Source organism: Ligilactobacillus pobuzihii E100301 = KCTC 13174, from assembly GCF_000349725.1.
GTDB lineage: Bacteria > Bacillota > Bacilli > Lactobacillales > Lactobacillaceae > Ligilactobacillus > Ligilactobacillus pobuzihii.
Genome location: NZ_KB714697.1, coordinates 208,753 through 222,895 on the forward strand (window position 1 = coordinate 208,753; position 14,143 = coordinate 222,895).

General features: G+C 34.8%; 14 protein-coding genes and 1 pseudogene. 5 read left to right on the top strand and 10 right to left on the bottom strand.

Annotation, left to right across the window (positions count from 1 at the left end; all coding sequences use genetic code 11):
- The first annotated feature begins 7 nt into the window (after window positions 1–7).
- The 4 genes and pseudogenes from parC (at window position 8) to LACPOB_RS11905 (ending at window position 4,298) form a co-directional block, all read left to right on the top strand.
- Window positions 8–2,455 carry a DNA topoisomerase IV subunit A gene (gene parC / locus LACPOB_RS0107245; RefSeq protein ID WP_017868168.1) on the top strand — a complete coding sequence of 816 codons (2,448 nt, stop codon included), beginning with the start codon at window positions 8–10 and terminating at the stop codon, window positions 2,453–2,455.
- 141 nt (window positions 2,456–2,596) lie between these two features.
- Window positions 2,597–2,788: an LURP-one-related family protein gene (locus LACPOB_RS12290; protein WP_017868169.1), complete on the top strand. Its 192-nt coding sequence runs from the start codon at window positions 2,597–2,599 to the stop codon at window positions 2,786–2,788.
- Entirely contained in the window at window positions 2,748–3,098 is a 351-nt protein-coding gene (locus tag LACPOB_RS11900; protein WP_017868170.1) for an LURP-one-related/scramblase family protein, read from the top strand. The genes LACPOB_RS12290 and LACPOB_RS11900 overlap by 41 nt, the downstream gene beginning before the upstream one ends.
- Before the next feature lie 70 nt (window positions 3,099–3,168).
- Window positions 3,169–4,298 (top strand): annotated as a pseudogene (locus tag LACPOB_RS11905) (NADH-dependent flavin oxidoreductase).
- Window positions 4,299–4,924: 626 nt separating this feature from the next.
- Here LACPOB_RS11905 and lepB read toward each other — a convergent pair.
- The 5 genes from lepB to LACPOB_RS0107280 all read right to left on the bottom strand — a co-directional run bounded on the left by lepB (window position 4,925) and on the right by LACPOB_RS0107280 (window position 8,280).
- Entirely contained in the window at window positions 4,925–5,521 is a 597-nt protein-coding gene (gene lepB / locus LACPOB_RS0107260) for a signal peptidase I (protein ID WP_017868171.1), read from the bottom strand.
- A 15-nt stretch (window positions 5,522–5,536) separates the two neighbouring features.
- The gene (locus LACPOB_RS0107265) at window positions 5,537–5,965 is read right to left on the bottom strand and encodes a hypothetical protein (protein ID WP_017868172.1); all 429 of its coding nucleotides are present in this window, start codon (window positions 5,963–5,965) and stop codon (window positions 5,537–5,539) included.
- 99 nt (window positions 5,966–6,064) lie between these two features.
- Window positions 6,065–6,874, bottom strand: a complete 810-nt coding sequence (locus tag LACPOB_RS0107270) for an IolE/MocC family protein (protein WP_017868173.1) — start codon at window positions 6,872–6,874, stop codon at window positions 6,065–6,067.
- Between the two features lie 24 nt (window positions 6,875–6,898).
- Window positions 6,899–7,768: a DegV family protein gene (gene fakB / locus LACPOB_RS0107275; RefSeq protein WP_017868174.1), complete on the bottom strand. Its 870-nt coding sequence runs from the start codon at window positions 7,766–7,768 to the stop codon at window positions 6,899–6,901.
- An 83-nt stretch (window positions 7,769–7,851) separates the two neighbouring features.
- A complete protein-coding gene (locus LACPOB_RS0107280) occupies window positions 7,852–8,280 on the bottom strand; it encodes a MarR family winged helix-turn-helix transcriptional regulator (RefSeq protein ID WP_017868175.1) in 429 nt (142 codons plus the stop codon).
- A 181-nt stretch (window positions 8,281–8,461) separates the two neighbouring features.
- Here LACPOB_RS0107280 and LACPOB_RS0107285 point away from each other — a divergent pair, with 181 nt between their 5' ends.
- Window positions 8,462–10,168: an Rqc2 family fibronectin-binding protein gene (locus tag LACPOB_RS0107285; RefSeq protein ID WP_026142788.1), complete on the top strand. Its 1,707-nt coding sequence runs from the start codon at window positions 8,462–8,464 to the stop codon at window positions 10,166–10,168.
- 138 nt (window positions 10,169–10,306) lie between these two features.
- Here LACPOB_RS0107285 and LACPOB_RS0107290 read toward each other — a convergent pair whose 3' ends face one another.
- From LACPOB_RS0107290 to LACPOB_RS0107310, 5 genes are all read right to left on the bottom strand, one after another.
- Window positions 10,307–10,768, bottom strand: coding sequence for a hypothetical protein (locus LACPOB_RS0107290; protein ID WP_017868177.1), 462 nt, complete (start codon window positions 10,766–10,768; stop codon window positions 10,307–10,309).
- A 120-nt stretch (window positions 10,769–10,888) separates the two neighbouring features.
- On the bottom strand, window positions 10,889–11,473 hold the full coding sequence (locus tag LACPOB_RS11910) for an HAD hydrolase-like protein (protein ID WP_017868178.1): 585 nt from the start codon (window positions 11,471–11,473) through the stop codon (window positions 10,889–10,891).
- Window positions 11,474–11,589: 116 nt separating this feature from the next.
- On the bottom strand, window positions 11,590–12,108 hold the full coding sequence (locus LACPOB_RS0107300; protein ID WP_017868179.1) for a GNAT family N-acetyltransferase: 519 nt from the start codon (window positions 12,106–12,108) through the stop codon (window positions 11,590–11,592).
- A gap of 28 nt (window positions 12,109–12,136) precedes the next feature.
- Complete coding sequence (gene murI / locus LACPOB_RS0107305; RefSeq protein WP_017868180.1) at window positions 12,137–12,910, bottom strand: glutamate racemase; 774 nt, start codon at window positions 12,908–12,910, stop codon at window positions 12,137–12,139.
- Between the two features lie 19 nt (window positions 12,911–12,929).
- Entirely contained in the window at window positions 12,930–14,099 is a 1,170-nt protein-coding gene (locus LACPOB_RS0107310) for a pyridoxal phosphate-dependent aminotransferase (RefSeq protein WP_017868181.1), read from the bottom strand.
- Window positions 14,100–14,143 lie beyond the last annotated feature (44 nt).

Sequence of the window (14,143 nt, forward strand, 5' to 3'; positions counted from 1 at the left end):
AAAAGTCATGGTGACAACTGAAAATAACAATGTTCAAGAACTTTCACTTGAAGCAGTCATGGGAGAGAGATTTGGACGCTATTCAAAATATATCATTCAAGAACGTGCGTTGCCAGACATCCGTGATGGTCTAAAACCAGTTCAACGTAGGATTTTATTTGCGATGAACCAGGATGGTAATACTTTTGATAAAGCATTTAGAAAGTCCGCTAAATCCGTTGGGAATGTTATGGGTAACTTTCATCCACACGGAGATTCATCAATTTATGAAGCGATGGTCCGCCTAAGTCAAGATTGGAAGTTGCGAGAACCACTGATCGAAATGCATGGTAATAATGGTTCGATGGATGGTGATCCACCTGCAGCAATGCGATATACTGAGGCGCGTTTATCTGAGATCGCCGGTGACATGCTGCAAGATATTGATAAAAAAACTGTTGAGATGGTATTAAATTTTGACGATACCGAGTATGAACCAACAGTTTTGCCGGCTCGTTTTCCTAACCTGTTAGTTAATGGAGCCACAGGCATTTCTGCTGGTTATGCGACAGCGATCCCCACACATAACTTAGGTGAAGCAATTGAAGCGACCCTTTATTTGCTTGATCATCCTAATGCTGCTCTGGACGAATTGATGCAGTTCGTAAAGGGACCAGATTTTCCGACTGGCGGTATTTTACAGGGCAAAGAAGGTATCAAAAAAGCCTATGAAACTGGACGCGGAAAAACTATTTTACGTTCACGGACTAAAATCGAAGAATTACGTGGTGGTAAACAACAAATCGTTGTGACTGAGGTCCCATATGAGATCAATAAAGCTCTTTTGGTCAAAAGGATCGACGAGCTGCGTCTCTTGAAAAAGGTTGAAGGTATTGCCGAAGTACGTGATGAAACTGATCGTGAAGGTTTACGTATAGTGATCGAGTTAAAGAAAAATGCAAATGCTAAAGGGATTTTGAATTATTTGTTTAAAAACACTGATCTGCAGATCTCTTATAACTTCAATATGGTCGCAATCAATAATAAGCGACCAGAAAATGTCGGTTTAAAGGATATCTTATCCGCATATATTGATCATCAACGCGATATTACAATTAAACGGACCAAATTTGACCTTGATAAAGCGCAAGAGCGTGAGCATATCGTTGACGGTTTGATCAAGGCGCTTTCAATTCTTGATCAAGTTATTAAAACAATTCGTTCATCACAAAATAAACGAGACGCTAAGCAAAATTTAATTACCAAGTACAAATTTAGTGATAAACAGTCGGAAGCAATTGTTTCTTTGCAGTTATACCGCTTAACGAATACTGACGTTACGGCACTACAAAAAGAAGCTAAAGAACTAGAAAAACAAATTTCAAACTTCCAAAAGATACTTTCTGATCCGAAAGAATTGGACAAAGTTATCAAAAAAGAATTAAGGGCAGTTAACAAGAAATATTCAACACCACGATTAACTGAGATCCAAGAAAAGATAGAATCATTAACGATCGATACAGAGGTTATTGTTGCATCTGAAGATGTCCAAGTTTTAGTTTCACGCGATGGTTATGTTAAGCGCTCATCCCTTCGATCAGTTAAAGCATCCGGAGCTGATGAAAATGGATTGAAAGAAGAAGACCATGTTGTCTATTCAGCAACAGTTAATACGTTGGATCATTTATTAATGTTTACCAATAAGGGTAATATGATTTATCGTCCGGTCCACGATGTGACAGAAGCCCGCTGGAAGGATACAGGAGAACATTTGTCTCAGACCGTTGGTTTAGCAAATAATGAGTATGTAATTCGAGCATATTGCTTCAAAGATATTGACCAGGGTGGTAAATTTACTTTTGCTACTAAAGAGGGATTTATCAAACAGACAAAATTGAGCGATCTAAAACCCGGTCGTTCTTATAAATCCAAAGCCAGCAAGTTCATGAAGCTCAAAACAACTACAGATGAGATTATTCTGATCGATTATCAAAAGCAAAAAGATCCAAACTTACAAGTATTTTGTGCATCCTATAATGGATATGGATTACGTTACTCCCTAGAAGAAGTTCCAACTAGCGGTGCAAAAGCTGCTGGTGTCAAAAACATGAACTTACGAGACGATTTTTTAGCAAGTGTCACATTGGTACATGAGTCCGACGATTTAGCTCTAGTGACACAGCGGGGTTCCTTTAAGCGAATGAAAGTCGCTGAAGTTTCACAAACTACGCGAGCCAAGCGTGGTGTTTTGATCCTACGTGAATTAAAGAAAAATCCGCATAAAGTTAAATTCACAGCTTTATTACACAGAGACACAAAGTTGTATATAACAACTAACAAAAATCAAATAGTTGAGGTCGATCCCTTTGAACATCCAAGTAATGATCGTTATTCTAACGGTTCATTTATATTAGATACTGATTCACAGGGTAAGCCAATTTGGTTGCATAGTGAAATCCAAGAAAAGACCGATTGATAAATTTAACAAAAAAGGTTAGGGAATAAGTTATTTCCTAGCCTTTTTGTATATTACAATGGCTAATGAATATATTTTTATGTCTTATAGCATGTTAAGATTAGTATACATAATCAAACGATTTGCTAGGAGACTTTTAAAATGAAGCAACTTTATGTCAAACAAAAAATATTCAGTGCTGCTGAAAAGTTTACCATAACTGACGCTGATGAACGTATTCATTACTACGTTAAGGGCAGCCTATTTAATGCACCAAAAACATTTGAGATCCAGGATGAAGAGAAAAATTTAGTTGCTAAGATCACCAAAAAAAACGCTGGCTTTTTTACCTAAATTTGTCGTTGAAACAGATAAGCAAACAGTTGAAATTAAAAAAGATCTCACATTATTTCATCCTCACTACACCTTTAGTCCGCAAAATATAACGGTACAAGGTGATATTTTTGCCATGAATTTTTCGCTTTTAAGCAATAAAGAAGAAATAGCGACCATTCATAAAAAATTTCTTTCTTTTGCGGATGCTTATGAAATATCTATTCAAGCCGCTGAAAATGAACAGTTAACCTATGAGAATGAAAATTTGGCGGTTGGTTTAGTGATCGCAATCGATTATATGATCACACAGGACCACTTTAATGGCTAGGTGCACAGAGTTTTTTCTTTAATAATTGCTGTTAGTGTACTATTATTTTATGTGACGGGAGGTTTTAAAGATGACTAAGTATAGTTTTTTACAGCCATATACTTTTGAAAATAAGAATATCACATTAAAAAATCGTGTCGTGATCCCACCAATGACTGAAAGAATGTCTTTTGAAGATGGGACCGTCACTAGTGATGAAATCGCATATTATGCTCAACATACTGGTGGTGCAGGAATGTATATTACTGCGGTATCTAACGTCAATTCCTTGGGAAAGGGCTTTGAAGGAGAATTAAGCATTGCCGACGATCGTTTTTTACCTGGATTAAGTGATTTAGCTTCTAGTATCAAGAAAAACGGCACTAAAGCAATTATTCAAATTTTTAGTGCTGGTCGTATGTCAAGCACAGCTATTTAAGAGGAAAACAGCCGGTTAGTGCAAGTGCGATACCGGCAGTTCGAGCAGAATCGGAAACACCACGTGAATTGTCTGAAAAAGAAGTCGAACAAACGATCAAAGACTTTGGTGCTGCTACAAAAAGGGCAATAGAAGCTGGATTTGACGGTGTAGAGCTTCACGGTGCAAACACTTATCTTTTACAGCAATTCTTTTCACCACACTCTAATCGTCGTAATGATAAGTGGGGCGGTTCACTAGAAAAGCGAATGAAATTCCCACTTGCTGTAGTTAAAGAAACGACTAAAGTGATTGAAAAATACGCTAAGAAGCCATTCTTGCTTGGATATCGGATCTCACCAGAAGAACTTGAAGAGCCTGGTATTACATTAGATGATACCCTACATTTTATTGATCAGTTAAAGCAAACAAAAATCGATTATCTACACGTTTCACAAAGTGATGCTTGGCGGACACCGTTAAGAGATGAAAATTCCAAGCAGATCGTCAATGAGTCTATCAAAAAACGAATCTCAAATACTTTTCCAATGATCGTAGTTGGTAACATTAAAACACCCGCAGACGCTGAAAAAGCTAGTGAATCTTTTGATCTGGTTGCTTTAGGTCATGAATCGCTCTGGGAACCTAAATGGGTTCAAAAAGTAACCAATAATGAGGAATCAGCTATTCGATATTCGCTTGCCAAATCAGATTTAGCTGATTTGGGCATCAAACCGAGTTTCATGGATCAAATTGCAGATACTATGGGTGGTTATGCTAATATGTTTAAGAAAGAAAAATAATACGAAGTTTTTGTTAGTGTCTTTAGTGTCTAATTTTCGCACAGAAAACAAATTTAATTTAACCATCATCTATATGATATGGACAATTTTGCTAAGTTAATTAGCGTAAAACTGCCCATATTTATTTTTTTATTCAACGAAATTAAATTGATCGATAGATTCATTGGAAATTAAATTAGTCAAATTGTTGAATTTATGTAATTAATCGTACATTTCAATGAAATTTGTTAAACGTACCGTGTAATTGGTTTTTTAAAAATTTTTATTTTAAAACCTGATTTTAAAATAATTTTCTTCTATTTTATTAGTAGAAAACTCCGCTAAAAACCAAGACCTGGCTTTGTTTTATTAAGTTTTGAAGGGGGTGGCACTTGTATTTTTTATTTTTATTCTAGTTTACATAATATACATTATCGAAAGTGGAGTTAAATCAAAATCACCGCCCCAGCTACCCCAAGTTAATTTCTGGACTTATATAACTTATATATATGTAGCAACTTAATTTTTATTTTTAATTGGTCTGTATACTATCATGAATTCGTATCACATTTCTTCTTTAAAATAATTTTCCATTCAAATAAAAGATCCAAGTTTTTATCAAAACAGGATCTTTTAATTAACTATCATTAATTTGTTGCAAATGAATTGATCACATCTCGTTTGCCATTCCAGACAGCAACTTTTACAACACCCGTTATTTTGTCTTCTGGAACAAAGCCATAATAACGACTGTCGTTTGATTCATGTCGGTTATCACCTAACATGAAGTATTGGCCTTTAGGAACTGTAAAAGCCTTACCCGTACCTAAGGTTACCTTAGATGCTGGATCTAAGCTACTTGCCAACTGCAACGTTCCGCTCTTTTGCTGTGTTTTAGTAATATAGCTTTGTGACTGGAACTTACCATTAACGTAAAGATCACCATTATTACGGTATTCGACCCGGTCACCAGGAAGACCAATAACTCTTTTAACATATTTAGTATCCTTGGTAATAGCAGCATTTTGGTGGTCAACTCCGTAGGCATCAAACACGACTACAGAATCTCTTTTTATTTTGGCTTGCTTTAAAACTGCTACATATTCATTTGACTGTAAATTAGGATACATGGATGATCCATCCACTTTTACAGGAGCAAACAAAAAAATCTTGACCAATTCAGCAACTAACAGGCCAACTAAAATTGGGATCACCCAACTCATAATCGATTTAAATTTATTCATACTTCTCCTTTTTATTTACAATTGTTTATAATTTTCAAACTCAGATTCTGAAATATCCCGTTTACGATGTTTTATTTTATATAAATAAAGCACATATAAACCAATGAAGAAAACTTCAAAGAAAAGACTGAAAGTGGTCTCACCAGGAATGAATGGTAAAAAAACACCACTCATTGTAAAAAGAACTCTCAAGAAGAAATCTGCTCGTACAAACAAAATTAAATTGCTAACTAACGCAACCAAACTGATTAGAGATAGAATAAATGATAAAAATAAAACTACGATAAAAAATACTCCTCTGTTATCAGCAAGCCTAAAAGCAAATGGATAAGAAATTTTCTTTGAATGCATCAGGATCCAAGCAGTTAAACGAAAAACAATATCTACTAAAATATAAAATCCTCCTATGATTCCAGCAGAAATATTGAGGCTTCTATTAATCATATTTGCTCCCTTCTTCTCGAATTACACGTCAATAATAGTATTATAGACAAGTAAAAGCGCGAAGTGAAAGCAGATAAATTGTTCTTAATTTAATTTTAACTAACCTTGCAAATCTTTTAAATAATGGTAACTAGCTACTTGTTCAGTGGCGTTAGCTTCATCTGCAAGTTTGATTTCAAAAATATTAGTTGCCTGTGGATTTAAACACGGCAAAATACGCTCCCAATCAATTTTACCATCCCCCACAGGTAAACTGTCATGTGTTTGGCCCATAGAATCAACTAGATGATAATGTACGACATTATCTTTTAAATTCTGCAAGGAATTTATCAATGCTTGATTATCTCCGTGGGTTTTTATAAAACAATGAGAAACATCAAAAGCCAAACGATAATGATGTGCTAAGACTTTTTCTTCATCAACAGGATAACCATAAGCAAATAATGGAGAGATCGAGTTTTCAAACATCACGTTTTCTCCGCCCAATTTTTTAAAATGATCTAGTCTTTCAAAGAGAGCTTTTTCTGCTCTGATCAAAGATGGATACATCGAAATAAAGTGTTGAGTTTGGCGCGCATAAGCACCATGTATAAGCGTCTGAATACGATGCTTTTTTGCTAATTGTAATAAATCTAAAGATGATTGTTCGATAAAATGATATAGCTGAGGACAATCACTTTCTGGCGCAACAAGTTCAGTAGCCATTCCACGATATTTCATCGGATGATGTAAAATTATTTTATCCGTTGCTTCATTTTTAACCCACTCAATATCATATTCTAAACGTTTTAGGCCTTCTGAAGTAAAATCATTTTCATCCGTATAAAATTCGAAAACTTCTGGTTGATAATGAAGCCTATCTTTAATCTGACTGAACTTTGTACTAGCTTTTAAACCCAAATCGATCATATCTATCAGTTCTTTCTTTATTAATTAATAATTATCAATATCTTCCATCCATGCTAAGGCAAGTGCTTTTTCTCCTAAATGTGTGCCGATAACTGGCCCAAAATAACTGATATCGATTGGGTGCTCTGGATATTGTTTAGTCAATTTTTGCTTCCAGTCTTGCGCTGCTTCTTCATCATTAGCGTGAATAATGATCATTCTAACTGGATAATCTAATTTTTTTACTTTTTCGTCAAATAAACCTTCGACACGCTTAAGTGCACGTTTAGAAGAACGAACTTTATCAAATGCTACTATTTTGTCCGTTTCCTCATCAAAAGTCAGTATCGGTTTTATTTTCAATACACTACCAATAAAAGCCGAAGCATTTGATAAGCGTCCACCGCGCACTAGATTTTGTAGGTCATCTACAACAAAGTATTCGTCTGCTGTTTCACGTAAGTGCTCTAAGCGACTAAGAATTGTAGTAGTCGTTTCACCGTGTTGTGCCATGCGGGCCGCTTCGATCACCATATTACCCATTAACATTACAGTAATTTTCGAATCAAATGGGATCACTTTAATATTTTTAACTTGTGGAGCAACTATAGTTTTGAGCGTATTATAAAGTCCAGAAATTGTAGCAGCCAAATGAATACTGATCACTGCGTCATAACCCTGATCGCCTAAATTTTCATACATTTGAACTAACTCACCGATTGGTGGTTGTGAAGTGCTTGGAAAAGATTCAGACATCCTGAGATTATCAAAAAACTGACCAGTAGTGATATCTACACCTTCCTGATATGTTTTTCCATCAATAATTACTGGAATCGGAACAATATGAATATTATATTTTTCTATTTGTTTTGGTGAAAGATAAGCCGTACTATCTGTAACTACAGCTATTTTCATAAATTTACACCTACTTTAGTCTTTTTTCTATTTAAATTTAAAATAATAGCGACTTTAATAGTAACATACTGAAGTCCTGTTAGCTAGTTTTCAATCCTATTAAAACTGGTGTTGAGCCGATTCAATAAGATTTTTAACAAGTTTTGTTCTTCTTTAGTCCATTGTGAAAATAGACGATCTTTGAGTTGGGTAAAATCCTGATCCATCTTCCTCAAAACCTCTTGTCCTTTGTTTGTCATGGTGTAGAGATATTTTTTTCGTGCAGTCGGTTTTTCACCCATTTTTTCAATTGCTAACAAATCTTTTTTGACTAGCTTACTTAATTGTCGGCTTAAGGTTGAAACATCTAATTTTGTGGTCGAAACAAGTTCAGACTGCGTATTACTTCCGTCAGCAACATTTTGAAGTAACTGCCATTCTGCGATGGTCACCGTATGTAAATGGGTCATTTGCTTTAATAGCTGCGTATAGTTTTTTTGAACATCTAATAAAATATCTAAACTTTCTTTCATTACGTCACCTCCATATATACATTACTTGTATAATACAACTTCACACATATCTAAACAACCTTAAGTTTACACTCTATAAAAAAGTTTTTTATTTTTTAATTATTGACAAATATTTTTGCCCCAAAGGTAAATAAAGGTTAAAATAATAGTACTGTAGATTTATATAAGGGAGTGTTTAATGATGGCTTTCGATGGTTTGTTTGTGCATGCGATGGTCAATGAATTAAAAAATATGTTGGTTAATGGTCGTGTTGCAAAAATATCACAGCCTTATTCGAACGAAGTGATTTTGACGATTCGTTCTAACCGACAAAATTATCCGCTGTTGCTATCTGCAAACCCTAATTATGCTAGGATACAAGTAACAAAAATTCCATATACAAATCCCCAGACCCCAACCAACTTTACGATGATGTTGCGTAAATATTTGGATGGGGCCAAAATCGAAGATATTTGGCAGTTACAAAATGATCGTGTGATTTATCTTAATTTTACCCGTAGAAATGAGCTCGGTGATCAAATCACACTTCTTTTGAGTATTGAAATTATGGGACGCCATAGTAATGTAATTTTAATTGATTCCCAGGAAAACAAGGTCTTAGATGCAATCAAACGCGTTTCTGCTCAGCAGGATAGATACCGAACTCTGTTACCTGGTTCTACCTATCGTACTCCTCCAAAACAAGATAAAAGTGACCCTTTTTCAACACAAGAGCTGTACGTTGAACTTAACAGACAATATCCCAACAGAGATGTTTTGGCGCAAAAGCTAGTTGATACGTATCAAGGTTTTTCAAAATTATCTGGTTTACAATTGGCTGACATTTTACATTCAACAAACTATCCTTCATTACAGGAAGCTTATTCATATTTTCTTAATAAAACAAAACATCCTGACCCGGTTATTATAACTAACAATAATAAGCTAGACTTTAGTTTCTTATCTGCCGAAATGAAAATTAACTCATCTTGGCCGACACTTAGCGAATTGTTGGACGCCTTCTACCAAGATAAAGCCGAACACGACCGCGTCAAACAGCAAGGTGCAAATCTTATCAAAGTAGTAGCTAATAATTTGCGGAAAAACCAAAGAAAATTAAAGAAACAAAATAAAGAATTCCAAGCAACTGAAAATGCAGATTCATACCGAGTCAAAGGTGAATTATTAACAACTTATTTATATCAAGTACAACGTGGAATGAATTCAATCACTTTACCAAATTATTACGATAATGATAATTTGTTCGAAATCTCATTATCTAATCAGTTGAGTCCTTCGCAAAATGCTCAAAAGTATTTTAAACGATACCAAAAACTTAAAAATGCAGCCGTCTATCTCAACCAGCAAATTAAAAATACCAAGGCTGAAATCACTTATCTTGAATCACTCGCCAATGCAATCGAATTAGCTGACCCGAGAGATTTACCGGAGATCAAACTTGAGTTACAGGAACAAGGATACCTAAAAGCCCAAAAAGATAAACGCTCGCCAAAAAAGGCACGACGTCAGAATAAAAGTAAGCCTGAATTATATTATGCTACGGATGGTACAGAAATTTCAGTTGGTAAAAATAATATTCAAAATGATCATTTGACTATGAAAACTGCTAGAAAAGATGAGATTTGGCTACATGTTAAAAACATTCCTGGTTCTCACGTTATAGTTCATTCCAATTCTCCAAGAGAATCAACCTTACTTGAAGCAGCTCAAATTGCAGCATATTATTCCAAAGGAAGAGCGTCTGCAAATGTAGCGGTAGACTATGTACCTGTTAAAAATATCCGTAAACCTAATGGTGCTAAACCTGGTTTTGTAATTTACGAGGGACAAAAAACCTTGTATGTTACACCCCAAAAAGATAAAATCGATTCGTTAAAGCAAAAATAAAAAATCTGTACTTCTTACAGCAACTATAGCTGGAGAAGTGCAGATTTTTTGGGTCTAAACTTTTTAGTGTTGATGAGTCTTATCAAATGCTTCTATCCTAAATTCACTTAATATCCAAGACTCTAATATCGCATTTTTTTATCCAGTAGGTCGGTCATTTTTTAAAAGTTTCATATGGTGCGACCGTGACTTTTGAAAAGCCTGTTCCATTTTTTTATTAGGCCATTCTTTGATCGGAGAAAATTTAAAATTAACCTTCATACCATCTTTTTCAAAAGTTACCGCACGAATTTCAATGATCCTGAGCCATATACCAATATTATTATCAAAAAAAATATCACCAACTTGCGGAATATTGTAATATTGATCCGGTGAAAATTTTAACTCATTTTCAGTCGCCAAATAATCGGTCGCTAGGTCTGGCGATCCGTATAACTGCCCTAAACAATAATAAAATATGCGATCGTCTTTTTTTCTATCCGGTTGTGCATCAATACCTAAAATATTGATAACAACAAATGTTCCACCATGATATTGAACAACATCTCCGATTGCAATGGGTTCAGTTTTTTTCCTTTTTAAGCGGATACTTTCGATCATTATGCACCCTCCTGTCATCTAACATCTGTTATATACAAGAGTTAAGATGATTAAAATAAATTAGCCTTAAGTTCATTATAAACTGTCTTAAAATAATATCCAAATAATAATTAAATTTATTTAAGTAAATTGCTTGATCTCAGATAAATTTTCAATTTGATATTTAGGCTTAATTTGAGAGAAATTTTGGGTAGAAAGCGGATTAAACCATGCTGTATCAATTCCAGCATTAATTCCTCCTAAAATATCCGAACTTAAAGAGTCCCCAATAATTAATGTTTTAGCCGGTAAGGCATGTGAGTGGGCAAAAAGGTATTCAAAGAAACGTGGATCAGGTTTTTCAACACCAATTTTTTCAGAAGTAAATATGTGTTCAAAAAAATGCGTTATTTGAGCATCATTTATCCGTTGAATTTGAGTTTTAAATACGCCGTTTGTTGCTAACAATATTTGTTTATTAACTTTAAATAGGTCATTTAATATCTGACTGGCACCGTCTATTTCTTCATGTCCATGTGCTAAATAAGACAGATATTGAGCCGAACAAACGTTACCATCAATTTCCATATGAAAGTAATTTTTAAAAAAGGTATGAAATCTTCCTTCAAAAAGCTGTGTACGAGTAATTTCTTTTCTTTCAAGTTTTTTCCATAAGCTTTGGTTAAAACTATTAAATGCTTTCTTAGCAGATTGGTCTAAAATCAAATCAAAATTGTCAAATAAAAGTTCTAGCGCTTGCTGTTCCAGACCTAAAGTTTAATAATGTATCATCTAAATCAAATATAAATGTTTCGTATTTTTTTCTAGTCAATTATATACTCCTAGTTAAGTTTTAACTCATAAGCTTTTCTCGTAGGATCACTTTGCTCTAATGTGACATCTACTATCCCACGGTACTGGAAGCCTACTTTTTCAATCACATGTTGCATTGCCATGTTTCGCGGGTGAGTATCAATACGGATGTGAGCAACACCCTTTTGCTTAACAATTTCAAGTATTTTTTGAATAAAGATCTCACTTAATTGTTTTCCACGCGCTTCTTGTGCCATGGCAAAACGATGGATCACATAATATGACGCATCTGATAACCATTCACCTTCTCTGATTTCATCGTAAAATGGGTCAGGCCCTAATTTTAATGCAGCAATCCCCAAAATATCCGAATTATTTACGAGTAAGAATAGTTCTTGTAATTTGATATCTTCAGAAAAGGTTTCTTCATTAGGTGTTCCATCCTGCCATTGTGGTATTTTATTTTCCTTTAAAAATCTCTTGGCTTGGTTAAAAATTCGCATTACCACAGGAAGATCATTAAATGTTGCTACTTTGATCTTTATCATTACATGTTTCACCACCAACATTTAATAATTATAATGAGAATAACTTTCGACTAAGTTCGAGTTCAGCTGGATCAGGATTACTATTATAAAATCGAACTGCTCCGCTATTTAAGTCATTATTCAATGAATTATTTTTTAATTCGCTCTGTAAACGTGTGGCTGCCCCTTTTGCACCGTCAACAATATATACTTGGCTACCAACTATTTTTTGAATGGCACCACGTGCAAATGGAAAGTGAGTGCAGCCAAGGACAATTGAATCTACTGTTTCTTTATATGGAGCCAATAAATCTTTTAAATAATTTTTTAAAGCCAAACTATCAGTCTCGCCACGTTCAATAAATTCAACTAGTTTTGAAGCAGGTAAAGGAATAATTTTTGCTTGATTTTTGTAATGACCGATCAATTCGGCAAACTTTTTTTCTTTTAAAGTTAATTGCGTAGCCATAACGACAACTTCTGAGTTTTTTTTATGGCAAATTGCAGGTTTAACTGCTGGTTCAAGTCCAATAAAAATAATCTCAGGAAATTCAGCTCTTAAACGGGAAATGGCAGCGCTTGTTGCAGTATTACAGGCAATCACGATTGCTTTTACATTTTGTTGAAGAAACTTTTCTACTATATTATGACTCAGTTGAAAAACTTCTTCTCTATCTTTAATACCATACGGCGCATTCGCCGAATCACCATAAAATAAATAAGTTTCATTTGGCATTAACTTGTAAAGTTCTTTTAAAACGCTAATACCACCAACACCGGAGTCGAAAACCCCGATCGGTCTTTGTTTTTCAATAGAATTCAAAATCGCTTGCCTCCATACACTAATTATTGATCACATACTCTTTTATTCGTTGCGCAGCCGTCTTTAAATCATCCAGAGAAGCAGCATAACTGATCCTGACGTACCCTTCTCCTCCAGGCCCAAATGATGCTCCAGGGATTAAAGCAACGCGCGCTTTTTTAGCTAACTGTCGTACAAATTTCCATGAATCTGTACCAAATTTCGTTGGTATCTTTGCAAATAAATAAAAAGCACCATCTGGACTAGCAACATCAAAGCCACATTCTTCCAACTCATGACATAAGAAATCACGCCTTTTAATATATGCTGCTTTCATTGGTTCACTATCAGCTTGCCCATTAGTTAATGCTTCTAATGCGGCATATTGGACATTGTTAGTTGGAGCAGTAACTAAATACTGATGGGTTTTAATTGCCTGTTCGATGAAGTCACTTGGCCCCATTAAAAAACCTGCCCTCCAGCCAGTCATGGCATGCGATTTAGACAAACCCGAAACCAATAGAACCTGATCAGGTAAAAACTCGGCTAAGCTAGTATGTGTTTCATTATTATAGCTAAGTTCTGCATATATTTCGTCACATAAAACCCACATGCCACTTTCTTTAATAACTTTAGACAATTCTTTCAATTGCTCCCTAGAATATGTGACCCCTGTTGGGTTGCTAGGATAAACTAAAACTAAAGCTTTAATATTTTTGTCTTGATTAGCTTTAATAGTTACCCTTAACTTTTCTGGTGTTAAAACAAAATCATCGTCACTTGTATCGATCGTGATACATTTACCGTGGTTAATTTGCGTAATTGGTATATAAATTGGAAAAACTGGCGTGGGAACTAGTACTACATCATCTGGATTTAAGATAGTTTGTAGTGAGACTGCTATGCTTTCAGTTGCTCCAATTGTTGTAATTACTTGCTCTGCTCGATAATCTAAATGGTATTTTGTATTGTAATAATCTGCTGCTGCTTTTCGCAACGTTGGAATACCAGGATTTGGCGCATAATGAGATTGATCATCATTGATTGCATCAACTGCAGCTTGTTTGACATGGTCGGGGGTATTAAAGTCTGGTTCACCCAAAGTCAATTTAATAATTTCGGGAATACCACTAACGTCAATATCAAATTGACGAATATCTGAAATTGCAACTTGTTCTACTTGTTGGTTAAATTTGTGTTTTAAAACCATTTTCTCACACCCTTTTCATTAAATTGGGACTATTATAACAATTT

Excerpts from the sequence above, each read along its gene's own strand:
- parC (WP_017868168.1), top strand. The coding sequence starts at position 8 with ATGGTGACAACTGAAAATAACAATGTTCAAGAACTTTCACTTGAAGCA.
- LACPOB_RS12290 (WP_017868169.1), top strand. The coding sequence starts at position 2,597 with ATGAAGCAACTTTATGTCAAACAAAAAATATTCAGTGCTGCTGAAAAG.
- LACPOB_RS0107300 (WP_017868179.1), bottom strand. The coding sequence starts at position 12,108 with ATGATAAAGATCAAAGTAGCAACATTTAATGATCTTCCTGTGGTAATG.
- LACPOB_RS0107270 (WP_017868173.1), bottom strand. The coding sequence starts at position 6,874 with ATGATCGATTTGGGTTTAAAAGCTAGTACAAAGTTCAGTCAGATTAAA.
- LACPOB_RS0107280 (WP_017868175.1), bottom strand. The coding sequence starts at position 8,280 with ATGAAAGAAAGTTTAGATATTTTATTAGATGTTCAAAAAAACTATACG.
- fakB (WP_017868174.1), bottom strand. The coding sequence starts at position 7,768 with ATGAAAATAGCTGTAGTTACAGATAGTACGGCTTATCTTTCACCAAAA.
- LACPOB_RS0107290 (WP_017868177.1), bottom strand. The coding sequence starts at position 10,768 with ATGATCGAAAGTATCCGCTTAAAAAGGAAAAAAACTGAACCCATTGCA.
- LACPOB_RS0107265 (WP_017868172.1), bottom strand. The coding sequence starts at position 5,965 with ATGATTAATAGAAGCCTCAATATTTCTGCTGGAATCATAGGAGGATTT.
- LACPOB_RS0107285 (WP_026142788.1), top strand. The coding sequence starts at position 8,462 with ATGGCTTTCGATGGTTTGTTTGTGCATGCGATGGTCAATGAATTAAAA.
- LACPOB_RS0107310 (WP_017868181.1), bottom strand. The coding sequence starts at position 14,099 with ATGGTTTTAAAACACAAATTTAACCAACAAGTAGAACAAGTTGCAATT.
- lepB (WP_017868171.1), bottom strand. The coding sequence starts at position 5,521 with ATGAATAAATTTAAATCGATTATGAGTTGGGTGATCCCAATTTTAGTT.